Annotated in this window: 17 protein-coding genes; 4 read left to right on the forward strand and 13 right to left on the reverse strand. The window is 51.9% G+C overall.

The features are described from left to right. Positions 1-28: 28 nt before the first annotated feature. The 3 genes from ACOQPM_RS04115 to ACOQPM_RS04125 form a co-directional block, all read right to left on the reverse strand. Entirely contained in the window at positions 29-1,822 is a 1,794-nt protein-coding gene (locus ACOQPM_RS04115) for an SLC13 family permease (protein ID WP_420627959.1), read from the reverse strand. A 121-nt stretch (positions 1,823-1,943) separates the two neighbouring features. Beyond that, positions 1,944-2,600 carry a response regulator transcription factor gene (locus ACOQPM_RS04120; protein ID WP_420627960.1) on the reverse strand — a complete coding sequence of 219 codons (657 nt, stop codon included), beginning with the start codon at positions 2,598-2,600 and terminating at the stop codon, positions 1,944-1,946. Then, positions 2,593-4,110, reverse strand: a complete 1,518-nt coding sequence (locus tag ACOQPM_RS04125) for a histidine kinase (protein ID WP_420627961.1) — start codon at positions 4,108-4,110, stop codon at positions 2,593-2,595. The genes ACOQPM_RS04120 and ACOQPM_RS04125 overlap by 8 nt, the downstream gene beginning before the upstream one ends. A gap of 226 nt (positions 4,111-4,336) precedes the next feature. Here ACOQPM_RS04125 and ACOQPM_RS04130 point away from each other — a divergent pair, with 226 nt between their 5' ends. Continuing rightward, positions 4,337-5,170, forward strand: coding sequence for a CPBP family intramembrane glutamic endopeptidase (locus ACOQPM_RS04130; RefSeq protein WP_420627962.1), 834 nt, complete (start codon positions 4,337-4,339; stop codon positions 5,168-5,170). Between the two features lie 172 nt (positions 5,171-5,342). On the opposite strand, the gene ACOQPM_RS04135 is transcribed toward ACOQPM_RS04130, so the two are convergent. Both ACOQPM_RS04135 and ACOQPM_RS04140 read right to left on the reverse strand, forming a co-directional pair. Beyond that, entirely contained in the window at positions 5,343-10,406 is a 5,064-nt protein-coding gene (locus ACOQPM_RS04135) for an efflux RND transporter permease subunit (protein ID WP_420627963.1), read from the reverse strand. A gap of 18 nt (positions 10,407-10,424) precedes the next feature. Further along, a complete protein-coding gene (locus ACOQPM_RS04140; protein WP_420627964.1) occupies positions 10,425-10,916 on the reverse strand; it encodes a MarR family winged helix-turn-helix transcriptional regulator in 492 nt (163 codons plus the stop codon). A gap of 792 nt (positions 10,917-11,708) precedes the next feature. Here ACOQPM_RS04140 and glmS point away from each other — a divergent pair. Beyond that, complete coding sequence (glmS, locus tag ACOQPM_RS04145; RefSeq protein ID WP_420627965.1) at positions 11,709-13,553, forward strand: glutamine--fructose-6-phosphate transaminase (isomerizing); 1,845 nt, start codon at positions 11,709-11,711, stop codon at positions 13,551-13,553. Between the two features lie 87 nt (positions 13,554-13,640). Here the strand turns inward: glmS and ACOQPM_RS04150 are convergent, their stop codons facing one another. From ACOQPM_RS04150 to ACOQPM_RS04185, 8 genes are all read right to left on the reverse strand, one after another. Continuing rightward, positions 13,641-14,048, reverse strand: a complete 408-nt coding sequence (locus ACOQPM_RS04150; protein WP_420627966.1) for a VOC family protein — start codon at positions 14,046-14,048, stop codon at positions 13,641-13,643. An 88-nt stretch (positions 14,049-14,136) separates the two neighbouring features. Next, positions 14,137-14,823 (reverse strand): queuosine precursor transporter, encoded by a 687-nt coding sequence (locus ACOQPM_RS04155; RefSeq protein WP_420627967.1) that lies wholly within the window; start codon positions 14,821-14,823, stop codon positions 14,137-14,139. A gap of 168 nt (positions 14,824-14,991) precedes the next feature. Then, positions 14,992-16,794, reverse strand: a complete 1,803-nt coding sequence (locus ACOQPM_RS04160; protein ID WP_420627968.1) for a glycoside hydrolase family 13 protein — start codon at positions 16,792-16,794, stop codon at positions 14,992-14,994. A 79-nt stretch (positions 16,795-16,873) separates the two neighbouring features. Next, entirely contained in the window at positions 16,874-17,842 is a 969-nt protein-coding gene (locus ACOQPM_RS04165; RefSeq protein ID WP_420627969.1) for an NAD(P)-dependent alcohol dehydrogenase, read from the reverse strand. A gap of 114 nt (positions 17,843-17,956) precedes the next feature. Further along, a complete protein-coding gene (locus ACOQPM_RS04170; RefSeq protein ID WP_420627970.1) occupies positions 17,957-18,766 on the reverse strand; it encodes an alpha/beta fold hydrolase in 810 nt (269 codons plus the stop codon). 43 nt (positions 18,767-18,809) lie between these two features. Next, the gene (locus tag ACOQPM_RS04175; protein WP_420627971.1) at positions 18,810-20,684 is read right to left on the reverse strand and encodes an AAA family ATPase; all 1,875 of its coding nucleotides are present in this window, start codon (positions 20,682-20,684) and stop codon (positions 18,810-18,812) included. 138 nt (positions 20,685-20,822) lie between these two features. After that, on the reverse strand, positions 20,823-21,869 hold the full coding sequence (locus ACOQPM_RS04180) for a zinc-dependent alcohol dehydrogenase family protein (RefSeq protein WP_420627972.1): 1,047 nt from the start codon (positions 21,867-21,869) through the stop codon (positions 20,823-20,825). A 37-nt stretch (positions 21,870-21,906) separates the two neighbouring features. Continuing rightward, on the reverse strand, positions 21,907-22,314 hold the full coding sequence (locus tag ACOQPM_RS04185) for a DUF3052 domain-containing protein (RefSeq protein WP_420628250.1): 408 nt from the start codon (positions 22,312-22,314) through the stop codon (positions 21,907-21,909). 94 nt (positions 22,315-22,408) lie between these two features. Here ACOQPM_RS04185 and ligA point away from each other — a divergent pair, with 94 nt between their 5' ends. Together ligA and ACOQPM_RS04195 are read left to right on the forward strand one after the other, a co-directional pair. Then, positions 22,409-24,430, forward strand: a complete 2,022-nt coding sequence (ligA, locus tag ACOQPM_RS04190; RefSeq protein ID WP_420627973.1) for an NAD-dependent DNA ligase LigA — start codon at positions 22,409-22,411, stop codon at positions 24,428-24,430. A 248-nt stretch (positions 24,431-24,678) separates the two neighbouring features. After that, positions 24,679-25,668, forward strand: coding sequence for a type I phosphomannose isomerase catalytic subunit (locus ACOQPM_RS04195; RefSeq protein WP_420627974.1), 990 nt, complete (start codon positions 24,679-24,681; stop codon positions 25,666-25,668). Positions 25,669-25,681: the final 13 nt, after the last annotated feature.

Below are 25,681 nucleotides of genomic sequence, written 5' to 3' on the forward strand. Positions count from 1 at the left end.
TTACTTTATTTTGCGCGTTTGCTCCTAACTAAAAGGGAAAGAAGATTGGCAAGAATATGACCATTAAAATCCAAATGATAAACGTTAATGGTAAACCAACTTTGGCAAAGTCGAAAAAGCGATAGCCGCCAGGGCCGTATACCAGTACGCACGCTTGGTGCCCAATTGGGGTGACAAATGAGTTTGAGGCTGCGATGGCTGTGCCCATTACAAAGGCGTGTGGGTCAATGCCCAAAGTGACTGAACTCTGAATGGCGATGGGTGCAACCAAAACGGCCGCTGCCGCATTGGACATGAACGCCGTTAGCACCGTCGTCAGCACAAACAGTCCAATCATAATACCTCGCGGCCCTAGCGATCCTACCACGCTGATGATCTGTTCCGACAAGAAGAGTGCCGTGCCCGTTTTTTCCATGGCAATGCCCATTGGCAACATGCCTGCAATCAGGTATACCGATTTCCACTCGATTGATTTGTATGCTTCATCCATCGTCAGGCAGCCTGTAACAACAGACAAGATTGCGCCCAAAACGGCCGCTACCGAAATATGCAGCCATCCCAAGCCCACCATCGTAATCATCGACACAAAAATGATCAGGTTGAGCGGTGCTTTGCTAATTCTTTTTGTCTCCTCTTCATGCTCTGTCAGCAGCAAAAATGAAAAGTCTTTCCCAGCTTCTTCAATGCGCTCTTTGCGGCCTTGAACCATCAGCGTGTCGCCCAGACGCAGGCTAACGGCATCCAAACGACCCGCAATAGATGTCTCCTCGCGCCAAATGGCCAAAACAGATAGCCCATACCGCGCCCGGAAATTGGCCTCTTTGAGCGTTTTGCCAATGAAGGGGGCTTTTTGGCTCACCACCAGTTCCGCTACAGAGACTTCTTCATTTTGCCAATCATGCTCATCAAGTTCGCCTTCTGGCGACAGGGTGACGCCCAGTTCGCGCGGTGCGGAAAGCATTTTCTCGGTGGCTCCCTTTACCAGCAGCATATCACCTGCACGGATGTGGGCATTGGGCAAGATACCCAGACGCATACGGCCGTCCCTTATCACGCCCATCACCGTCAAGTCATACTGCTCACCCAGGCGGCTCTCTATAATTGTCTTGCCAATCAGCGGAGATTCTGGCCACACATGCAGCTCTGCCAGATAATCCTTGAGCTTGTATTCACGGTTAAGCTCTTGCGGGTCTTTGTGTAGCGTTTCTTCGTAATGGGGCAGCAAACGGCGACCGATGAAGGTCATGTATACCAGGCTGGTGCCAAAGATAATGAGGCCCATCGCTGTAAAATCGAACAGGCGAAATGGGTCTAGTCCAACCTCTTGCAGCGCGTCGCTGGCCAGTAGGTTTGGCGGCGTACCAATGAGGGTAGTAATGCCCCCTAGCAGCGAGCCAAACGCCAGCGGGATGAGCAATTTAGAGGCGGGGATGCCTGCTTTTCGGCCTAACCCAATTGTTACTGGCAATAAGACGGCCGTTGCCCCAATATTGTTCATAAAGGCAGACATGATTCCCACCGAGGCCATTGTGACAAAGATAAGCCGTGCTTCCCCGGTGCCAGCGATTCGCTCAAGGTATCTGCCTATTACATCAGCAATGCCTGTATAGGTCAGGCTAGCACTTACAATATAGATTGCCCAAACTGTGATGACTGCCGGATTCGAGAAGCCAGAAAACGCTTCCTCCGTGGTGAGTAAGCCTGTTAGCAGCAGCGCCAGCAGCACCATCATCGAGACCACATCAACTCGGATTCTTTCAGAGGCAAACAACACAATGGATGCCCCCAAAATAAGCAATACTAAGCTAATTTCACCAGTCAAAGACGCCTCCAAATTTGCCTTATGCTTGATAGCTGTCAGAAGGATAAGTGCATAATCTTACGGTATATCCCCCGTTTGTGGCAATATGTAGCAAAAAGTGGCTATGAGACTGAGGAAAAAATTATAGCCAGCCCCTTTGGGCAGCAATGGCAATGGCTGCCGCCCGTGAATCTACACCGAGCTTGTTGTAGACACTGGTTAGATGTGCCTTCACTGTCCGGGCGGAAATACCTAGCCGGAAGGCAATCTCCTTATTACGCTCTCCAGTAGCAGCTGCTTGCAACACCTCCAATTCACGCGGCGTGAGTTCATCGGCACTAGAAGAAGACGTGAGTTTAGTAGGAGGCGTTGCTGTGGCTTGCACGGACAAGGCACGTTGCAATATATCTGGTTTGAAGAGGGATTCACCTCGCGCGGCTGCCCGAATGGTGTTGAGCAACGTTTCTCGCTCTGTATCCTTTAGCAAATAACCTCGCGCCCCCAATTGCAAGCCGCGCAACATCATCTCATCTTCGTTGTAGGTGGTGAGGATGATGACGGCGATTTTGGGGTGCAGTTGCCCTAGCTGTTCGATAGCGGTTAAGCCGTCCATCACGGGCATTCGCAAATCCATGAGGACAACATGGGGTTGGTGAGCGGCCGTTAACTGGATAGCTTCTTCTCCGTTCGTTGCCTCACCCACCAGCTCGATATCGGCAGCCGTTTTCAAAATCAGCCGCAATCCCTGACGCACAATAAAATGATCGTCGGTTATCAGGACACGAATTGTCTCAGACATGGTTGTTCTCCAAGGGTAAGTGCAGCCGGATGGTTGTGCCTTCTTCCGTAGAACTCTCGACGGCAAAGTGACCGCCAGTAAGCTGTGCCCGCTCTTTTAGACCGATAAGGCCATAATGTCCGGGGCGAACGGCCGTTGCCACATCAAAACCCACGCCGTCATCTGCCACCTCAATTAGCAAGCAGTTATCCACCAAGCGCAGCCTTGCCGAAGCCGTCGTGGCTCGGGCGTGTTGGGCTATATTTGTCAAAATCTCCTTCAAAGCACGCCGCGCATGGAGGTGGAGAGCCGGGGGCAGCAGCAGGGAGTCGGGTAGTTGGGCATCCAATTGGCAGGTTATATTGTTTGTGGTGCTAAAATTATTGACTCGTTGGGAAACGGCCGTTACAAAATCCGGCGCAAACACCGCTTCAGCCCGTAAATCATCAATCGCTGCGCGAGCCTTGTGTAACGCATCCCGCGCTTGCATGGTGGCTTCTGTGACAATTTGCTGCGTTTCAGTAACCTCGCCTTCATTAAGAAGATGTTTGACAGCTTCTAACTGTAGCACCAAGCCAGCCACCCCTTGCGCCAGCGTATCGTGCAACTCTCGCGCCATGCGATCTCGCTCCTCCAGAACGGCAATTTGCTGTTTGTCGGCTAATAAAGCCTGCAATTCGGCGGCCACACGATTTAGATTTTGTCCCAATTCACCGATCTCATCCGCCTCATCGTCCTCGATTTGCTGGACGAAATTGCCTTGTCCCCAAGCGTTCGTTGTTTGTGACAGATGCGCCAGCCGCCCGCTGAACTTCCGCGCCGTGCGCCAGCCAAACAGCGTGCCAATCATCGCCGCTGCCAAAGAAAAGATAGTTAGGCCACCAATGACCACGCTCAACGCCAGCAGCAGTACGGTCGCTGGTGTCGGCGTGCGAATGATGGCAATCTCAACACCGAGTAAGCGCCCAGCCTCATCTGCCAGTGGTTCAGCGAAGACAAGATAAAGTCCATCAGGTGTTTCTTGCGTGTAGGGCTGGTCAATGCTAGTGTCTCCATCATAAGCGGCTGCAACAAGGGGCACAAGGCTGTCGTCACCAGTAAGGAGGGTGGGATCAAAGAAACGGCCGTCTGGCGGCACTGCCGTGTATTGGGGTGTAGAAGCCAACAGGTTCTGTTGGACATCCAGCACAAAAACAGAGGCAAACTGCTCAATTTCATACGGAGAACGGGAGGTTGTCAACGGCTCAATGCCTAAAATTTGCTCCAAATCAGCTTGCAGAGCGGCCGTATCTACGGGTTGGTTGCGTATATGGGCTTGGGTAATCGGCCGTATATCGTCAGCCAAAACTGGGGCAACGATTTCATTATAGAACGCGATGTCTCCTTGCAGGGGATTGAATCCAATCACAAATAGCAGCAAAAAAAGCAGCACCGTTTCTATGATCAGAAAGGTCAAGGCCGCTACCCAAGTGTAGCTCCAAGTTAATTTCCAGCGCAGCCGTCTAAAACGAGTCCGTAAGCGAGTCATCATGCAATTATTTTACTCTTTCTAAGGGCGATTGCCATTGCCCGATTAGACATTGTCCAAAAAGGCAAACGGGTCAATAGTCCAGATGGGCAATGCCCGAAAGAGCAAGTTGGACAATGGGCAAAAAGCCGATGTGGTGAAAGCCAACATTCCTCACCATGTTGTCAATACTGTTACTCGCAGCTTACCGATAGAGCGAGTAAGCATAACCCTAATTGGAGGAATAACAATGAATATCAACATGAGAAAATCAACACCAATGACAACCAAAACGCTCGGCATGTTCTTAGCCCTTTCTTTTGGTCTAACCTGGAGTCTCGCCGCAGTGCTGATCTTTGTATCATTTAGCACGCCCGTATTTCTTCTTGCGGTATGGGCGCCTGGCATCGCTGGCATATTCTTGGTCTGGCGACATTACGGCCGGCAAGGGCTGAAAAGCTTCTTCCGACGATTTACCTTATGGCGGATGCCTCTGGCGTGGTGGTTGTACTTGCTCGTGGGCTTTCCTGCCATCGTTTACCTTGGTGCCGTGCTGAATGGAACCATCGGTGATCCCTTTCCTTTTTCCCCCTGGTATGAAGTATTTCCAGCACTGTTGATGTCCTTATTCTTACTGGGTACGAACGAGGAATTCGGCTGGCGTGGGCTTGCACTCCCGCTTCTACAGCGCAAGTTCTCCCCCTTCTGGGCGGGTTTGATCCTGGGCATCATTTGGGCAGCTTGGCACGTCCCTGCTTTCTTTATCAGCGGACTGCAATATGAAGCCTGGTCTGCTGTGCCTTATTTCGGCGGGGTCATCGCTCTCTCCGTTATCCTGACCCCCCTCTTCAATAGCGCCCGAGGCAGTCTGTTGATCGCTTACCTGTACCACTTTCAGATGATGAACCCCATCTTTCCTGATGCACAGCCCTGGGACAGCCTCTTCGTCGCCCTGACGGCCGTAATCATCGTTGTGCTAAATCGGCATACAATGTTCAAAAAAGGAAGCGGCGTTACCGACGTTCTCATGCCTGAGGAAGCTGCTGTTCCCAAACAGTTAATCCAAATGGAGGCAAGCGCGTGAACCCAATCATAGCCATCGAAAATTTAACGAAGACGTATGGAAATGTTACGGCCGTTCCCGTATCCACGATTCGGGCTATATCTAATGAGATGTAGTTGTGTTAATACTTTGCTACCAAAAAGCGCCGCTGCCAATTGACAGCGGCGCTTTACAAATGGTTGACGAAGATTGCCTATGATCGCTTGAGCAAGTTGGCAATTGGTTTCCATAAAGGTTCAGCAAAGTCTACCAAGAACCCCCAGTACCAATCCGACAAACTGTATACAACAGGAACTACAATTAACGTCAGTGCCGTACTCACCAGCAGACCACCCATCACCGCACGGGCTAGTTCTGAAGCGATGATGGCACCTGCCTCATTGCTAGCTGCCAATGGAATTAGTGCCAGAATGGCGGTGAGTGCTGTCATCCAGATGGGGCGCAGGCGGGTACGCCCGCCTTCTACCAGGGCGTCGTATACATTTTGACCTTTGGCGCGTAGCTGCTGCACCAACTCCATGAGCACAATACCATTGGTCACCACAATTCCCACTAGCATCATCAGCCCAATCATGGCCGAGATGCCCAGCACGCTGTTGGTGATGAAGAGGGCAATGGCTGCCCCTACCAGAGCAAACGGCAGGCTAAACAGAATGGTAAAGGGATGGATCAGGCTGCGGAAGGTGAGGGCCATGATGAGATACACAATCACAATTGAGTAGCCAATGGCTGTCACCATGGATTGGAAGCCTTCAACTTGCTGTTGTGAGTCGAACCCTTCGGTTACTTCTACACCGGCGGGTAAACTGCCCAGCTCATTGATGGCTTGCTTGGCAGCCTCGGTGACGCCCAGCGTGTTTTGGGTTTCCAGTTCACCGCTAAAGCTAATGGCAGAACGGCCGTCTATCCGCAGAATGGCCTCGTTAGAAGCATCGCCTTCCTCTACGCCATCTACATTGCTAGAGACATTGGCAATATCCGGCACGCCGTCGGCATCCACATCCACAGAGCCAATGGCCGCTTTCACATCCTCCACCAGGACTTCCAGCTCTTCCTGAGATTCCCCGGTGATGATGATAGCAAAGCCGCTAAAGCCAGTTTGCGAGGCCGCGGAGATTGTCACCGCGTCTTCGCCCAAAATGGCAATTGCTTCCTGGCGCACTTCATTCGTCAGGTCATTCAGGGCATCGAGGTCTTGCACTATCTCCTCGCTGACGCTCAGGGTGAGGTTCGCTCGATTTTGGCTGATGCCGCTGCCAAACAAGGCCTCAAAGCCGCCGCCGCTGCCAATTTCAGTTTGGATCGTTTCTACATCTTCAAACTGACGCACGGCCGTTTCCACCTCTTCCACTAATTCATTTGTTTCCACCATGCCCGTGCCGGGTGGCAATGAAACGGACACGTTGATGGTTGGTTCACCAAAGCCGGGGATAAAGCTCTGCGGTAGCTGCGTTAGCAGGAACAAACTCCCAACAAAGATGAGCGTGGCAATCAGCATCGTGACAAAACGGTGCTGCAGTGCCCACTCCAATGCTGGCGTGTACCAACGTTGCATCGTCGTCTCGCGCTCCTCTGGAATGTTTTCCTTGCGGATGAGTAGGTAGGTCAGCGCCGGGACGACAGTGATGGAGACAATGTAGCTGGCTGCAAGTGCGTAAGCTACCGTCAGACCAAATGGTAAGAAGAAGGAGCCGACGATGCCGCCGATGAGACCCAGTGGCAGGAAGACGGCCATGGTGGTGACCGTGGCCGAGAAGATTGCGATGGCTACTTCACGCGTACCTTGAATAACGGCCGCTTTCGGATCATCCCCACGCTGAATGTAGCGATATGAGTTTTCTAGCACCACAATCGAGTCATCTACCACGCGGCCAATGGCCACAGTGAGCCCGCTAAGGGTCATGATGTTGAGCGTTACTTCTGTGGGGAAAAGTTGCGAAATAAAGCGCAACACCCCATTGCCGGTTGATTGCACCAAACCCTGCAGCCACTCACCAATGGTGGGTGGTACCCAGTTCATGAGCAAAAAGGCGGTAAAGATGGAGAGGGGGATGGAAACGGCCGTTACCAACGTCGCTTGCCAACTCACCTGATATTTCCGCCCCACACGGCCGCTTAAAAAGATCAAAATAACAATAACTGCAAACACACCACCCAACGCACCCTCGCGGGAAACGCCAGCAATCGAATCTTCGATAAAGGTGGCTTGCTCGAATACCAGATTGACGCTTGTGTTTGGATTAGAGGTCGTGAAGGCGTCCATCGCGTCAAACACGCCATGTGCCACGTTCACCGTGTTGGCGTCACCGGCTTTATAAATGCTCACCAGCACGCTGGGATTGCCGTCGGTGCGGGTCACTGACGCTTCAGGCACGAACACTTCGATGTCACCCAGCGCAATGCCAGCCAGCCGCTCCGTTAGCTCCGCATCGAACGCATCCGGGTAGGTTTCTAGCATGAAGGTTAGCGTTTCTGGCGCAAACAGATCCAGGACGATGGGTGACAGATTTTCCACAAAACCTTCTTCATTATCAGCCAGGAATTGAATCACCTCCGGCGTTAGCGCACCCATCCATTCGGCCGGATTTTCTACACCGGGCGCAGTGGGGAAGAAGTTGAGGAAGGCGGCTGCACCGGGCGCAAACGAGTTGTTCAGCAGGTCGGCCGCATTTTCAAAGAGCGGTGGCTCCCCTTCAGGCGTGGGTTCTAGCCAAATGCCGCTGAGAGCAGGTGCGCCTTCGGCCAGCGCAGCGGCTTCTTCCGCTTCGGCGATGGCAAGCTGGCCTGCGCCACCAAATTCAGCCGCCAGCTCATCCAATTCAGCACGTAAATCTTCGGGCAGGGTGTCCAGGAATTCCACGGGCAGCAAGGCAATCACTTCTGGTTGCAGCAGCCGCAGATTGTCTGGGGTGAGTAGCTGCAATATTTGATTGGCCTGTGCGCCAAAGCCGCCAATCTGCCGCATGACTTCTGGCGTGATGTCCTGAACGTTCTCCAGCGGAAAGCCGAATTGGGACGTAATTTGAATGAGCAAATCAGGCAGGCGAGAAGGATCAACTGGTTCCGGCTCAGCCTCGGCAGTTGGTTCGCCATCACCTTCGCTGGCAACGGCCGTTGCTGCCTTAAACTGGGCATCGGCAATGATGATATTGGCGATGGTTTGCTGTATGGCCGGGTCTAGCTGGTTGAGCAGCGCTTCTGGCGCGGCTGCCAACGTTTCTGCCGGGAGAGCCAACAGAATTTCTGGCGTTAGGGTCGCCGCAAGCTCTGGGTCAAAATTTGTGATTAGTCCCAGCGCAGTGGGCGGAATGTCCGCTGTGGTTTCCATGGGGAAGCCCGCCTCAGTAGCCGCTGCCACCCACGCTTCTGGCAAGGCCACTGGCTCTGGCTCGATGCCATTGGCCGCATTTTGGATAGCGGTTAGTTGAGCCACTAATTCAGGCTCAAGCGTGTCGCCAACGGCTTCCAGGGCAAGGGCAGCCACATCTGGATTCAGAGCCCGCCACATTTCTGGCGTTAGCTCAGCCAATGTTTCTGGGGCAAAGTTGAGGATGCCAGCCATAGATTCAGTGGTCAGGTCGCTGGTGTCGGTGATGACTTGGCCAAGCTGGGCTGCACCTGCAATCCAGGTTTCAGGCAGGGGCACGGGTTCAAATTGGGGCACGTCGGCAGTGGCAACGGCCGTTGCTTTATATCGTGCTGCGTAAATGGCAATGTTGGTGAGCGTTTGTGCCGTGCCTTCATCCAGGGTTTCTACAAACTCGGCTGGCAGCGCGGCTTGCAGCTCTGGCGGCAAGGCCAGCACCACTTCCGGCGTCAGGTCTGCCAGCAGTTCCGGCGCAGCCGAGGCAATGAGCCCCAGGGCTGGCGCGTTGAGGTCGGCGGTGGTGGCGAGTTCTTGGCCGTTGGCGGCCGCAGCAGCTACCCAGCTTTCTGGCAGGGCCACTGGCTCTGGCGCTTGGCCATTGGCCGCGTTTTGGATGGCGATGAGCTGATTTGCCAGCATTGGCTCTAGCGTTTCGGCCAGGTCAGGCAGCACAACTGCCACTGCTTCGGGATCAATCGCCCGCCACATTTCCGGCATTAGCTCGGCAAACACCTCTGAAGAGATGGCAGCAATTCCTGCCATAAATTCGGGGGAGATGTCGCTGGTATCGGTGATGACTTGGCCTGCCAGTGCCGCTCCTTCAATCCACGTTTCTGGCAATGGCACGGGTTTCACAGTCGGCAACTCGGCCACGGGTTCTGGGTCTGCTGCTGGTTCTGGTTCTGGAACGGCCGTTGGCTCTGGGGTTGGTTCAGCCTCGGCTACTTCTTCAGTGCCTTCAGACAGTGCAGCGACAGCTTCATCTACGGTGTACTGGCCCACACCGCCAAATTCGGCCGCTAGCGTGTCCAGCTCGGCAACAAGCGCGTCATCGAGCTCTTCAATATATTCCTGAGGCAAATAAGAAAGTGCTTCTGGCTGGATGTAAACAAGCAAATCTTCTGGCAGCAGATTTAGCACCAGCAGCACCTGCTCTTCCGCATTTTCGTAGCTAGTTAGGCTGCGGAGCAGATCAACCGTAATCTCTTGTGCGTACTCAATTTCTACGTCCAGCAGTCGTGCCCCTTGCACGACCGTAATCGGCAAGCGGCCTGGATCTTCATCCTCTTCTGGCTCGGTCTCTTCTTCAGCTTCCACCACCACTTCTTCGGGTAGCTCCTGGCCACCGCCAATTTGCACTTCGCTTACGTCACTCACCTCAGTTAGCGACGGTTGCAGGTCACTTTCTACTAGCGTTTTCAGCTCTGGAAGCGTGAGGTCTGCTGAGGAAACGCTGGCGACCACAACAGGCAGGTCGCTCAGGCTAAAGTCGAAGATGTCGGGTTCGGCCGTTTCGGGGAGATTGGCGTTGGTGACGGCCGCTTCAATATCTGCCGACAATCGTTCCTGATCCAGCCCGAAATCGTACTGAACAATCACCACCGCGAAGCCATTGTTGGTGGTAGATTCAACATTGAGAACGCCCTCCACTTCCGCTAGCTGGTCTTCCAGAGGAATGGTGACTTCGTTTAGCACTTCGGTGGAAGATTCACTGTCTCCCCACTGCACAATGATGAATGTTTGCGGAAATTCTACGCGAGGCAGCAACTCCAGGTTGAGCTGCGTAGATGCGTAGATGCCTAAACCGAGAATAACGGCCGTTAGCGCGATCGTAATCCAGCGGAAGCGCAAAGAGAGGCGCGTAATCCGGTCAAAAAAGTTTGAAAGCATAACTCTTCTCCTACAGAATCAGGGTAGTTTTTCGGTGTTTGGGGGTGAGAATTCGCTCGTTGCCCCACTGTTTTTGAGTGAAAAAGGAACATAGACGGTTTGCAAAATGGCTAGACCATCTTCTAATGTTTTCAAGTCGTTGTCAGATATGGCCGAGAGGTGGTCTGCGACTTGTGCAACCAATTTTTGGCCAATTTCTTGTACGATGGCTTGCCCCGTTGGGGTCAGTGCTAGCATCACCACCCGGCGATCTTGTTGGGAGCGCTGCCGTTCAATCCAGCCAGCGGCAACCAGTTTGCTGACCGTGCTAGACATGGTGGGCAAACTAACGGCGTGCTGCTCAGCCAATTCGCTGAGGTTGCGCGACTTTTCTGCCAGCAGCGTGAGCACGCCTAGCTGGGGTGGCTGCATGGGCGTGTTGCCCTGGCGCAGTTCGGCAGCCAGCAGGCGCATGACAGACGGTATGATTTGCAGGATTGCCACTGCAATCTGGTGACGGTTGGTATCCATAAATTAGAAATTCTTGCGTGGGGAACGGCCGTTGTTGACTCCATCTTCCCGCGAGTTGAAATTAAAAATAGTTCGACAGCCTAATGATTAGGCTGGCTAATTTTACGCGACGCATTGAGCATGCGTCAACCCGGCTTAGGCAGAAAATAGTCATGGGACTTAGCAAAGGTTAATGAAAACGGCCGATTTCCAACCAATTCCACAATTTCTATTGCTATCTTTCATCAAAAAAGATAAAAACCGCGCACAATTGCATAGGGGCAATATTTTGCCCAGGGATCGATAGCGCATGACCCGGTTTAGTAATCAGTTTTCGGTAAACGGTAATCAGAAAAAGCATTTTGTTACTGGTCGCTGATTACCGACCTACTGAATACTGAAATCGGGAGACGCGGAGGAGGTTCTCCACTTCAGGTGGATGCTAACGGTCAGAACCTTACTTGTCATTCCTGCCTTCGCAGGAGTGACATTAGGGAAAAAGGGTTTTGTCTCGGAAAAGCGAAAGTTCAGCGGGTGCCTCCCAGGGTTGGTCATATCCTGAGTCGAGCTAATTGCCATGATTTTCCCCGGCAAGCGGCTTTATCCCTTCAAATGAGAGCAAGATGTCAAAACAGGTGGGTAACTGCCTGCACAGTTCATCTGGCATTGGCCAATTTTCAATTTATCGAAGGGACACCTCCATCTTTGGCAATTGGATTTGGATGCGTTCGCCAGCAGGCGTGCTTGGTGCTGCCATGCCGCCTGCCTGCGCGATTTGCCAGAGCGCAAATCGCTTAGCGGAGGTTAAACGCTATGTGTGGCATTGTTGGTTATATTGGTGCGCGTGACGCAGCAGACGTGGTCTATGGAGGGCTAAAGCGGCTCGAATATCGGGGGTATGATTCGGCAGGGATTGCGGTTTTGGAGCAAAACGGCCGTATTGCTATTCGGCGCGACGTGGGCAAGCTAAACAACCTGGGTGGTTTGCTGGCTCAGTCGCCGCTAGGGGGGCAAATTGGCATTGGGCATACGCGCTGGGCCACGCATGGAGAGCCCAGCCAGCGGAATGCACATCCCCATATTGGCATGAACGGCCGTGTGGTTGTCGTCCACAACGGCATCGTAGAAAACTTTTTGCCTTTGCGGGAGGAGTTGATGGCTGAAGGCATCAACTTTGAGTCTGAGACCGACACGGAAGTGATTGTACAGTTGGTGGAGCGGTATTTGGAGAGTGGATTGCCATTTGAAACGGCCGTGCGCCAAACGCTGATGCAGCTAGAAGGTGCCAACGCTGTGGTAGTGATGAGCGTAGACCAGCCAGACCAGATCATCTGCGCTCGTCTGGGCAACGCCGGAGGCATCACGCTGGGCATTGGCCGGGACGAAATGTTTGTTGCTTCTGACATTCCCGCCATTTTGGAATACACGCGCAGCATGGTCTTTTTAGAGAACCGCCAACTGGCAGTGGTCACGCGGCACAGTTACCAATTAACTGATTTGGCGGGCAATCCCATCGAGCCGGAAATACACCAAATCAACTGGGATCCGGTGAGCGCGGTGAAGGGGGAGTTCAAGCATTTCATGGAAAAAGAGATTCACGATCAGCCCCAGGCGCTCATTGACACGATGCGGGGGCGGGTGAATTTTGAACAGGGGAGTATTTCGCTACCAGAGATGAACCTGACGGCCGAATTGGTTAATAGCCTCAACAAAATCATCATTGTAGCCTGCGGTACCAGCTACTACTCTGGGTTAGTTGGCAAATTTATGATTGAGTCGCTGGCGCGGATTCCCGTTGAGGTGGAGTATGGTTCAGAGTTTCGCTATTATGACCCGATTTTGGATGAGCGGACGGCCGTACTGGCCATCACCCAATCTGGAGAAACGGCCGATACTCTGGTGGCGTGCGAACAAGCTAAAGCGAAGGGGGCTACGCTCTGGTCAATTGTCAACGTCATCGGCAGCCAAGCCATGCGGATTTCTGATGGGTACATCCCCATGCACGCTGGGCCAGAAATTGGTGTGGCTTCCACCAAAGCGTTCATCACCTCGCTGGCCGATTTGTACATGCTGGGCTGTGCTTTGGGCGAACTGCGCGGCACAATTTCGCCAGAAAAAATGTGCCGACTGGTAGACGATCTGGCACACATTCCCAATTTGGCCGGGCAGCTGCTGGAAGATGAGACGGTGTACGAAAATTTAGCCAATGTTTTCCACAATGCGCAGGATTTTCTCTTTTTGGGGCGGGGGATCAATTATCCAATTGCACTAGAGGGGGCGTTGAAGCTGAAAGAAATTAGCTACATCCACGCCGAGGGCTACCCAGCGGGCGAAATGAAGCATGGCCCCATTGCCCTCATTGATGAGACGATGCCGGTGGTGGCTTTGGCCACAAATGATCGCCTGTATGAGAAGATGGTGAGCAACATTCAGCAGGCCAAAACGCGGGGCGGGGTAGTGCTGGCCATCGCTACGCAAGGCAACGAGGCAATTCGCCGCGAGGCCGATTACGTGATTGAAGTGCCAGAAACATCGGAGTTGCTCCAACCCATTCTGAATACCATCCCCATGCAGCTATTAAGCTACCACATCGCCGTTTGGCGCGGTTGCGATGTGGATCAACCACGTAACTTGGCCAAAAGCGTGACGGTGGAGTAGGGTCGAAATGTGACAGTCACTTTCAAAGTGACTGTCACATAGGAAAGTTAGATGTGGATGAAGATCTGGCCGTTATTGAAGGTAGTGCTACTTTTTCAGATTGAACACGGCCGTTAACTCAGGCTTCAAAAAGCGTTCAAATTCCAGCACGTAGCCACCTGGGTCTTCAGCAAAGAAGTATTCGATTTGGATGGATTCGGAACGGCCGTACTCGCGCAAAATGGTTACATTGTGCTGGCGAAGGTGGTCATACCAACTCAGCACATCGTCCACCACAAAGGTGATCATCACCGCGTTTTCTGGCTGGGTTTTTAGCGACCCGTGCGCTTCATCCACTAATCCCAAAAAGGCGGTGCCGTTGACCCAGTAGATCTTGGCCCAGCCCTGGTCTTCCACCAGTTCTAGCCCCAGAATACCCTCGTAAAATTGTTGGGCAGCGGCCAAATCTTTATAATACAAAAACGTAATCTGTGAAGCAATGGATAAATTTGGCATCTTTCCATCCTTGTCTGGATGTGACAGTCACTTCCAAAGTGACTGTCACATTGGCGCAAATCATAGATTACTGCGACGTAGTTAGTGGTTACGATTTATTCGGCGACAGATAAATCAGCGGCAGGCTGATGAGCGTCATACCGTACTTCACAATGAGGTTGAAGACAAAAATTTGCCACACAATTTCCCAGGGCAGGGTAAGAAAATGGTCTTGCAGAAAGGGAAGTGCGCCAAATGCACCGACGGCAAAAATAATATTGTCAATTGGCACGCTGATGCTGTTGCTAAGAAGCACCCGCGCCCACTGGTATTTCTTGGTGATGCGGGTGACAAACCAGTGATATACCTCCGTGTCCACAAGTTCACTCACCAGTTCAGCTAGAATAGAAGCGATGACGATACGCCACAGCGGCCCCAAAATGGCGCTGAACTCGGCTCCCAGCCCCCAGGCTGGATCGCTGGGGACGCTGGCGGCCCAGGCCAGGTACGCGGCCATGAACAGGTTGATAGCGGCGGCCATCACAATCAGTGCTTGGGCGTTCCGTTTGCCCAGTGTTTTATGTACCAAGTCGCGCAGGGTGAAGGTGATGGGGTAGATGAAGGTGCCCATGTCTACCGCGTAGCCTGCAATCAGGCCAATTTTCAAGCTGGTGATGTCAGACAGCATTTGCGCCCCGATGTAGCTTGCTACCACGATGACGGCCGCAATGGGAACGGCCGTTGCCATCGCCCTCGCTGCCTCTTCTTTTCCTTTTGTTTGCGTTAAAACAGTCATAAAAATTCTCCCGCAGCACACAGCAGCAAAACAGACCCGAAGGTCTGTTCTGGTAAGCATTATGCTGTTCGTTAATAACTTGGCGGGTTTGGATCCCGCAGTTTTGGTTGCGCTAAATGCGCTGCCGGGTACGGGCGTGGTGCCCTTTTCTGCTACCGGCGGCTGGGATTATAGCAAAGTTTTGGGTTCTGGCGATTGTGGGGAAAGAATTTTTCCCCAAAGTGGTGGGATTTGGGTGGTGAAACGGCCGTCCACCACCGCCACCTCACCCTCATTCAACAGATCCAGCCAACGGCCGTTCGTCACTGAATCGAGCGAGACCGTTTGTGTTTCGTTGCTGCGGTTGAGGATGACGATAACTTGCTCGCCCACAAAATCGCGCCGGAAGGCAAAAAGCTGGCGGGCATCGTCGGTGAGCAGGGTGTTGAAGCTGCCGCGCTGCAAGGCTGGAGAGCCGTTGCGGATGGCGATGAGGCGACGGTAATGATCGTGCAAATCGTGATTGAACTGGACAGGAACGGCCGTTTCCCGTTGCGTCCCATCTGGCAGCACAACTTCTGGCTCGTAGGTGAGATCGGGCCAGACCATTGGTTTGCGGCAGCAAGGGTCGTTGGCTCCCCACATGCCCGCCTCGTCGCCGTAGTAAACCATTGGCGCACCCAGGTAGGTCATCTGGAAGATGACAAACAGTTTTTGCAGGGCGACGTCGGTGGAGGTGGGGGCGTCCAGGTTGAGCTGTGCGCCGCTCTCGCCGATTTTAACCATGTGATGGTACGCATTCCAATCGCGGTAGACAATTTTGTCGCGGTTGACGATGTGGCTGGCCAGCCGGGCAGTGTCGTGGCTGCCAAACAGGTTTTGCATCACATGCGGCACGCCGGGCGGGTGCATCTCGCGCATCCGGCGCAGTTCCGCATCAAATTGGCTGGCGGTGAGCCGCTGCTGTTCCTGCACAAAAAATTCGGCAGCGGCGACAGCAAAGCCGTAGTTCATCGCCGCGTCAAATTCATCCCCTTGCAGGTACGGCCGTATGTCGTGCAGCATCTCAAAAATTTCTGCCACCAGGTAGGCTTGTGGGTTGATTTGACGCACATGCTTACGCCAATCTTTCCAAAAAGGGTGGGCGACGCAAAAGGCCACGTCCAGCCGCCAGCCGTCAATACCGTCGCTGGGATCACCATCGCCGTTGGGGTCCATCCAGCGTTGCGTAGCGGCAAAAATGTACGCTTTTGGCCCGCTGACGATGCCATTTTCGTCCTGATTTAGCTCCGGCAGTTCGTAACAATCGTACCAGCCCTGGTGGGCAAATCCTTCGCCCGTTTCAGGATCGTCCCACGACTTGATTTTGAACCAATCCTTAAATTTCGATTGCTGTTGCTTTTCCACGACGTCCCGGAAGGCCCAACTGTTGAGACCCATGTGGTTAAAGACGCCATCTATGATGATGTGCATGTTGCGTTGGTGAACGGCCGTAATCAGTTCCAGCATCAATTTGTCGGCGGCGGTCCACACCCAGGTGCTGGGATCATCTGGGGTTTCCGTGGCGATGAGCGCCCGGTCACCCGCCGGGTCGGGTCCCAGGGTGGGGTCTATGTGGTGGTAGGTCGCGCCGTCGTATTTGTGCAGCGAGGGGGAGGTGAATACCGGATTCAGGTAGAGCGCACCGATGCCTAAATCAGCCAAATAATCAAGGCTGTCAATAATGCCCTGCAAATCGCCACCGTAGCGCCGCCGCTGCAGGTGGGTCCAGATGGATTCGCCGGTTTGCTGCTCGTAAGGCTGCTGGGTGTACCAGTCGGCCGTCCAGGGATGGATTTGCCGCTGTGGGTTGTGGCCATGTGGGTACGCGCCCTGGATGTCGTCAATCGTGGGATCGTTGCTGGGGTCGCCATTGCGGAACCGCTCCGGGAAAATCTGGTACCAAACGATTCCTTTGGCCCATTCTGGTACAAATTCGGGTTGGTTTGTCATGGGCAAATTGTAAGCGGCTTGCCAAAATTTGCCAGAGATTCCTTCCCTTTTTTGGGGAGAGTTTGAGGAAGGGGATTGATCAGTCCACAGTGACGACAACTTTGCCACGCGCTCGTCCAGTTTCCAGGTAGCGGATGGCTACGGCCGTTTCTGCCAAAGTATACGTGCGATCAATGATTGGTTTCAGCACGCCTTCAGCCAAAAGCTCGTGCAGCAGTTCCATATCTTCTTTGTTGGGATGCGCCAGCATGGGGCTGATGGTTGGCCCGCCGCGAAAGGCAGACCAGCGACCTGCCACTATGTTGCCCAGCATCCGGCTCAGGGAGGTAAAGCCAACCAGCACGCCAATGCCCTGTGGTTTGAGCAGCCGCCGGAATTGGGACGCTTTGAGGTTGCCCACATTATCCAGAACGATGTTGTATTGACGGCCATTGCCAACAATTTGCTCTTTCGTGTAATCAATGACGTGATCTGCCCCCAGCGTTTGGACGAGTTCGATATTGCGGGTGGAGGATACGGCCGTAACCTCTGCCCCAAAATGCTTCGCCAACTGCACCATAAACGTGCCTACGCCACCAGATGCCCCGTTGACCAACACCGCTTGTCCCGCCTGAACCTGACCGCTGTCTCGCAAAGCCTGGAGTGCGGTGAGTGCCGCCACTGGCACGGCTGCCGCCTCTGCAAAAGAGAGATTGTCTGGCTTGTGTGCCAGCACTTTCTCTGGCACACAAACGTACTCGGCAAAACCGCCTACGCCCCGTTCGCCAAATACCGCATCTCCAATTTGGAACGACGTCACTGCACTGCCCACTGCTTCCACCATCCCGGCCACGTCGGCTCCCAGACGGCTATCTTTGGGCTTGAGCAAACCATCCGTCAGACGCACCACGATGGGTTCGCCGCGCATCTTGTGCCAATCCAGCGGATTGGTGCCAGCAGCCTGCACTTTTATGAGAACTTCATTTTCTTTGGGGGTCGGTTTGGCTACTTCCTTAAGTTGAAGAACATCGGGCGAGCCATATTTTTCAAACAAAATTGCTTGCATCATTTTCTCCATTGCTCAGTGAATATGGGTGAATGATAGCTGCTGTGTGTACGGCCGTGTAGACACCAAAGTGTTGTTTTGTGGGAAGTGGTGTGCTGCATGACTTGCTGCGAAATATTATGCTAGTAGCTCCCCTTGCTCTACTTGTTGCAAAAACGCCTCCAGAATTCGATTGAATGCGTCGGGATTGTCCATGTTGGCATTGTGGGCTGCGTTTGGGATGATTTGCAACGGCCGTTTCTCTCGTTCTGCCCATTGCTTAGAATAGGTTCGGACTTTTCCTGTTCGATCTGCTTCTCCGTAAATGATCAGGATAGGCACCGGTAACCGCTCCTCTTGGCCAAACTCAATCACACCTTCGTAAACTGCGCCCATGATGTCTGCGATCTCAGTTTTCGATAGCTGTTTTAAGGTTTCCAGCGCATATTTTTGCGCCGACGCTTGAACCGCAATCTGCTTGGCAATTGCTTTGATTAAACTGTTGTATGGATAGAGGCGTAACAGTGGCGATGTGATTGAAAGGAGCCATTTATCTAATGCTGAATAATATGATGGCTGCATCGGGGAAGAGTCTACTGCCACCAAACTTTTGACCCTTTCGGGATAATCCCGTGCCATAATTTGGCTGATGTAGCCACCCATCGATTGCCCCACAAGATGCGCCTTCTCAACCTTTTCATCATCAAGGATGCCAACCAACGCATCAGCCGCATTTTTCAATGAAAATTGCTCATACGGCCTGGAACGGCCGTGCTTGGGCACATCCCAGACAATCAGCTTGTAATTTGGGGCAAAATAATCAATTTGATGCTCAAAGAGGCCATGATCCATCGTAGCGCCGTGCGTGAACACAACGCATGGCTCACCTTGACCACCCACCCAGTAATGCACGGAGCCATGCTCCCCAATTATTGTTTTTTGCTTCATCTCGCTTCTCTTTTGATTATTGAACCCCTTTGAAGCATGAAACTTATTCCGCGGAATTTTCAAAGCAATTGTGCAGGCTTTCTATTACTTTCTTAAAATTGTTTTCGGTTGCATCATCAAATTTTACTTTTTGATTGAGAGCATGCTTGTCTTGGAAATAGCGAATGAGGCGTTTTTTGGTAAGTCTTTGAAGATTTAATTCATCCTTAATGATTTTTTTCCCTTGTTTGGAAACAAGATTTTCAAGTTTTTTGCCATTTAGTGTATTGTGGTGATCCGATATTGTGCTGACGTTTGAGGAATCGAGATACCATTCGCTCATATATTTTTCTTTAGCTTCTCTTCCAGCTTTGTCATCATCTAAAAGGATTCGGAAAGAATATCCCCATCCTAAATATAAGGAAATTAGTGGCCCTAGCCTGTTCGCACCTGAGGATGGTAAAAATCTTAAATTACTGTCATCTTCAAAGACGACTTCTTTAAAGTAGGAAAAGATATAATAATCTCCTTTTCCTTCAACCATCACAGTATGTGATTGGTGTTCTAGAACACTAGGTATATAGTCTAGTGCATCCAAAATCGGTTGATAATAAGTTGATTTATCGGGATTCTCACCAACGAATTGACGGTAAAGAGAAACTTTAATATCGGTTTCATGAAATTCATACTCGTGCATTCCTGATAATTCTTTCTCGTATTCAATGGCACCATTCTGAACAATGAATGCACCTTCCAGCCATTTTGGATTAATCATGTAATGAGAATGTGTTGAATATATTAAGCTGTTATTGCCTTCAGTTACCGAATCAAAACTAGCAAGAAGTTGTTTCTGTGCAGTAGCATGTAAGTTTGAAGCTGGCTCATCTAACAGGAACAAAGTTCCGCTTCCCTTTCTTGATTTTCTAAATTGCGTAAACAAGAGAAAGCAGAAAAACCATCGGAATCCTAGAGATCTTTCAGCAATGCTGTAAGTTGATGTGCCGTCCTGAATGCTAAAGCTCAAGTAAATTGGAGGATTAGGCTTTGCGCTATCAACATTCCACTCAATGTTTATGTTTTTTGAAAACCTAGAACCAAATATCTCATTCCATCGTGTGAAGACATTTTTGGTAATTGCGTTTCCTAAATGGCTCATTACTGCGTCAACTTGCTCTTTCCGGTCACTTTTCCAAAAACTAAAGAAATCCCAAGGTTTGCCATCATCAATTCTTTCAACGCGCTCAACGATATGTTCTTCTATTGTTAGTCCACGATCTAATGAATCCAAAACATCCTGGATGATTTGTCGATAATAGGCATTCTGAGGTTCATATTGTTCAGGTGTGTGGGATAAGTAAACACGCAAGGGAAATTCAAATAGAAATGTTGGAAAGTAGCAAATACTTGGAATGCGAGTCTGTAAATGCCCTACAGCATCTTGCCAGGCAGGGTCTTCATCCAAAAGCGACTTGTATCTTTTTGCCCTTCTAGTCTTGACAAATAAAGAAATATTCCAAAGGGTTTGCTTCTTTATGAAGTCCGATTGCTCAAATTTGAACACCTTTGTCACGGAAAATGTTGAGCCCAATAAATCTAGGTTTAATTGAACTTCATACTCCTTCAATAAATAGTCATGAAGACTTTGTATGTCTCTATCCGATAATTTAAAGTGAGCTTCAATTTCAACATTGCCGGTAAAATTATCTTTTCTATGTTTGGGTACTAAATCACGATGTTCGACCTTTCGAAATACATCGCTCTGAAAAATTGGTTCTGCTTCTAAATCCGGTGAGAAGCTGTTAATCGCTTCAAGAACAGTAGTTTTCCCACATTCATTGAGACCCACAAGGGTAAAAATTCTTCCATCTGTTTTATCTAGCCTCAACTCCGTGTTTTTAATTCCTTTAAAATTCTTGATTCGGAATTTAGTAAACTGCATACGAGTACCTCATTTCATTGGTTTTAGTGGTTTCAAGTGAACTGCTTGGGAAATTTTAACATTATCATTAGGCACGCTTGCAAAGATAGTATACAGGTTTTTGTTTGTTAAATCATTGTTGGAAATGGTTGCTTTTCTTCAGTTGCTAAACTCGTTGATGATTTGGATGCCGAGGGTGGGAAATTGATCCATTTTGGGAAGGGCAACGGCCGTTTCCTCCAAACTAATCATATTCCCAATGAGCTTTTGCGGCTGTAGCTGGCCCGCTTCGATCATCCGCAGGAGGGCAGGGTAATTGTGCGCCTGCATTCCGTGGCTGCCATAAATTTCTAGCTCGTAGGCGATGACTTTGCTCATAGGAATGGCGGGGGCGGCGTGGTCGCCCAGCATGAGGCCAATTTGCACGTGGCGACCCCGCTTTCGCAGGTTGGAAATGGAGTTGTAGCAGGTGGTGGGGCTGCCCAGCGCATCAATCGAGAGGTGCGCGCCGCCGTCGCTGATGATTTTGACTTCCTTCACCACTTTTGGGGTTTTGGTGGCGTTGACGGTGGCGACGGCTCCCATCTGGCGGGCAAACTCCAGCTTGTCATCGGCAATATCAATGGCGATGACCTTGGCTCCCAGCGCGTTGGCAATCATGATGGCGGAGAGACCCACGCCGCCGCAGCCGTGGATGGCCACCCACTCCCCAGCGCGCACCTTCCCCTGATCTACCACAGCGCGGAATGAAGTAACAAAGCGACAGCCAAGGGAAGCGGCCGTTTCAAACCCCACACCCTCCGGCAGTCGTACCAAATTCACGTCCGCATATTGAATAGCGACGTACTCAGCAAATGAACCCCAGTGGGTAAATCCGGGCTGGAACTGAAAATCGCACACCTGCTGATTGCCGGATTGGCACTGGGGGCAACGGCCGCAGCCACAAACAAAGGGCAGCGTCACCCGGTCACCTTCCTGCCAGCGGGTTACATCTCTACCCACCGCCACGACGACCCCCGCCAGCTCATGCCCCGGCACATGCGGCACGGTGATGTCCGGATCGTGGCCCATCCAGCCGTGCCAATCGCTGCGGCATAGGCCAGTGGCTTTTACTCCCAGCACCACACCATCCGGCGTCGGCGCAGGGTCTGGCACAGTTTGGATGGTGATGGGTTGTTGGAATTGTTCGTAAACGGCCGCTTTCATCAAAACCTCCTTATTTTGCCTTCTTCTGCCTTCCGAATCAGGGGCGATTTTCTCGACGAATAACCAGCTTAAGGCCCGACCACACTTCGTCAACTGCACATACCTTCACATCTACCAAGCCTAAAGGCAAAATAACCTCTCTGATCACATCTTCCGTTACATCTGTGGGTACTTTGGAAGATTTTTTTGGCCAGGAGACCCAAATCATGCCGTTGGGTTTGATCCGTGCAGCATAATTTTCAATGTTGGTTGCTAGTTCCTTTTTGGATTTGGTGAAGAAGTGAATGAAGTCCAGGTTGGTTGAAAGACGGGAGAGGCTAATTACCGCTTCGGGCAGTGGGGCGATTAGCGTTCGATAATTTGGAGGCGGATTTTTAACATACATCTTGTAGCCGGGCTTGATGCCGAGCTTTTTAACCAGAGGAGTTTTTGAATAACCAGCCATAAAGAAGAGTATAAAGTTTGTGACTGACTTAGACAAACAACATTTGCTGGCGAAAAGATTGTCCAAATGTTCTAACCACGAGTAAACTTGGGGTATGATACTTCAAGAACGAATTGCCCAACTGCGCGACGAACTTAACTTTCATCTGTACCGCTACCACGTTTTAGACAGCCCGGTCATCACCGATGCCGAATATGACGCGCTTTATCATGAACTGGTGGCTCTGGAGCAGGAAAATCCAGAGTTGATCACGCCAGATTCACCTACGCAGCGGGCGGGGGCCGAGCCGCTGGATGCTTTCCAAAAGGTGCAGCATCCGGCACCCATTCTCAGCCTGTCCAACGCGTTTAACGCTGAAGATTTATTTGCCTGGCGGCAGCGCATTGGCCGCTACTTGCCAGACCCAGAGATGAAGCTGGATTATGTGGCGGAGCCAAAGCTGGATGGCCTTACGGTGGTGCTGACGTATGAAAACGGCCGTTTCACCCAGGGAGCCACGCGCGGCAACGGCGAAGTGGGGGAGAACATTACGCAGAATCTTCGGACGATTACGGCCGTTCCCCAGCGCATCCCCGTAGACCCTAACAGTGAACTGCCTGTGCCGCCATTTTTGGTGGTGCGTGGCGAAGTGTTCTTTCCGCTAGATAAATTTGAGCAGTTCAACGAGCGGCAGCGGGTGGAGGAAAAGCAGGTCTACATGAACCCCCGCAACGCCGCCTCTGGTTCTTTGCGGCAGCTAGACCCCAAGATTACCGGGGAACGGCCGCTTACCATCTTCTGCTACGATCTCATCGCCTGGGAGGGCATTGAGGTGCCGGATGAGCAGTGGCAGCGGCTGGATTATTTGCGCCAGCTTGGTTTCCCGGTCACTTCGGATAGTCAATATTGTGCCAATATCGAGGCCGTCGCTGCCACCTACGAGCAGTGGATTGAAAAGCGCAACCAAATTAATTATGAAGTGGATGGGGTGGTGGTGAAGATCAATGATCGGCCTTTGGCTGACAGCTTGGGCTTTGTGGGTAAAGATCCGCGCGGCGCGGTGGCCATGAAGTTCCCCGCGCAGGAGAAAACCACGAAGCTGCTGGACGTGCAGGTAAATGTGGGGCGAACGGGCATTTTGGCACCTGCGGCCGTTTTGGAACCGGTTGAAATCGGCGGCGTCACCGTGCGCAACGCTACGCTGCACAATTATGATGAAATTGCCCGCAAAGATATTCGCATTGGCGACACGGTGATTGTGAAACGCGCTGGGGACGTGATTCCGTACATCGTTGGCCCCGTGCCAGATTTGCGCGATGGCTCGGAGCAGCCAATTGAACCGCCAACCCACTGTCCCGTTTGCGGCGAGCCTGCCCTGCGCATTCCGGGTGAAGTGGCCATTTACTGTGACAATCCAAGCTGCCCAGAGCAGTTGGTGCGCCGCGTGGAATATTTTGTGAGCCGGGGGGCGATGGATGTGGATGGCTTCGGCAGCAAAACAGGCGCACTGCTGGCCGAGGTGGGAATGGTCAAAGATTTGGCCGACATTTATTACCTCAATCGAGATGAACTGCTGGATTTAGAAGGGTTCAAAGATAAAAAGGTTGATAACTTGCTGAATGGTTTGGCCGCTAGCAAAAATCAGTCGCCCGTGCGCTTCCTGACGGCGTTGGGCATTCGGTTTGTAGGCAACGTGGTGGCTGGATTGCTAATGGACGAATTTGGCTCGATTGATGCGCTGGCAGCGGCCAGCCAGGAGCGTTTGGAGGAGATTGAGGGGATTGGGCCGGGAACGGCCGTTTCCGTAACAACTTGGTTTGCCGATGAGCGACATCGTGCCTTGCTGGAAAAATTCCGCGCTGCTGGCTTGCCTTTTAAAGTTGAAGAAGCCGAAGATGAGAGCGGCAGCGACAAGCTGGCCGGGCTGACGTTTGTCATTACCGGCACGCTGCCCACCATGTCCCGCAATGACGCCAAAACACTCATCCAGGCCAATGGCGGCAAAGTTACCGGCTCTGTCAGCAAAAAGACCGATTATTTGCTGGCGGGTGAAAAAGCAGGCAGCAAACTCACCAAAGCAGAAGCGTTAGGTGTCCCTGTTTTGGATGAAGCGAGTCTCAAGGCAATGATCCACTAAAAAGCAAAACACGAATGGGACGAATGGACCACTATGTTTGCACTTTTGGCTTGTCATTCCCGCGAATGCGGGAATCCACACTGGTGAACAAGATGGATACCCGCCTACGCGGGTATGACATGGCCTCTGGCAAGGTTGAAATCTGCAAAGATAGTGATGGACAAATGACACGAATATTTGCAGAAAAATATTCGTGTCATTTGTTTTATTTGTCATATTCGTGACAAAAGAACTACGGAGAAAACACCATGACAACTGATTTATACCCGCTGCTGTTTGAGCCTGTGCTAAAGGATTACATCTGGGGAGGGCGTAATTTGGAGAATTTGGGACGTAAACTGCCCGTCGAGGGTGTGATTGCCGAGAGCTGGGAGATTGCCGGGCATGAAGATGGGACAACGCGGGTAGCGAACGGCCGTTTCGCTGGCAAACTTCTCACCGAACTCCACGATGAACTGGGGCTGGATTTAATTGGCAGTCGCTCCGCCTGGGCGCAGGCGCGGGGGAAGTTTCCGCTGTTGATTAAGCTGTTGGATGCCAATCGGCCACTTTCTGTGCAGGTACACCCGCAGGACGATTACGCTTTGGAGAATGAGGGAAATGAACTGGGCAAAACCGAAATGTGGGTTGTGTTGAGGGCAGCACCGGAGGCTGAGGTTATTTTGGGAGTGTCCCAGGCAATTAGTCAAGAAGAATTTCGCGTAGCGATTGAATCAAGCCAACTAGAACCCCATCTTCACAGAATGCCAGTGAAGGCTGGCGACCACATTTGCGTCCCGGCTGGTTCGCTGCACGCCATCATGGGTGGGCTGCTCATTGCCGAGATTCAGCAAAATTCCAACACCACTTACCGCGTTTACGATTGGGGGCGGGTGGGGGCAGACGGCCGTCCGCGACCGCTGCACGTGGAGAAAGCGCTGGATGTGATTAATTTTGAGCAGATTGCTCCCAAGCTGTGTCTACCGGAGCCAATTTCTGAGGAAGATGGCGTCAAACGCTCGCTGCTGTGCCAAAATGATTATTTTGTAACGGAGCGGGTAGAGATAGTTGCCGGATCAACGTATCAGGGTACGTGCAGTGGCGAAACCTTAGAGATTTGGGGCGTGATTGAGGGGGAAGCGGCCGTAAATGATCTCTCTTTGACGGCCGTACAGTTTGTGCTGTTGCCGGCAGCGATGGGCCCGTTTACAGTTACGGCCGTATCGGCCACAACCTTGCTCCGTACGTATGTAGCCTAAGCGGTCTGGTCGC

It is taken from the genome of Candidatus Leptofilum sp. (assembly GCF_965223525.1).
Taxonomy (GTDB): Bacteria; Chloroflexota; Anaerolineae; order Promineifilales; family Promineifilaceae; genus Leptofilum.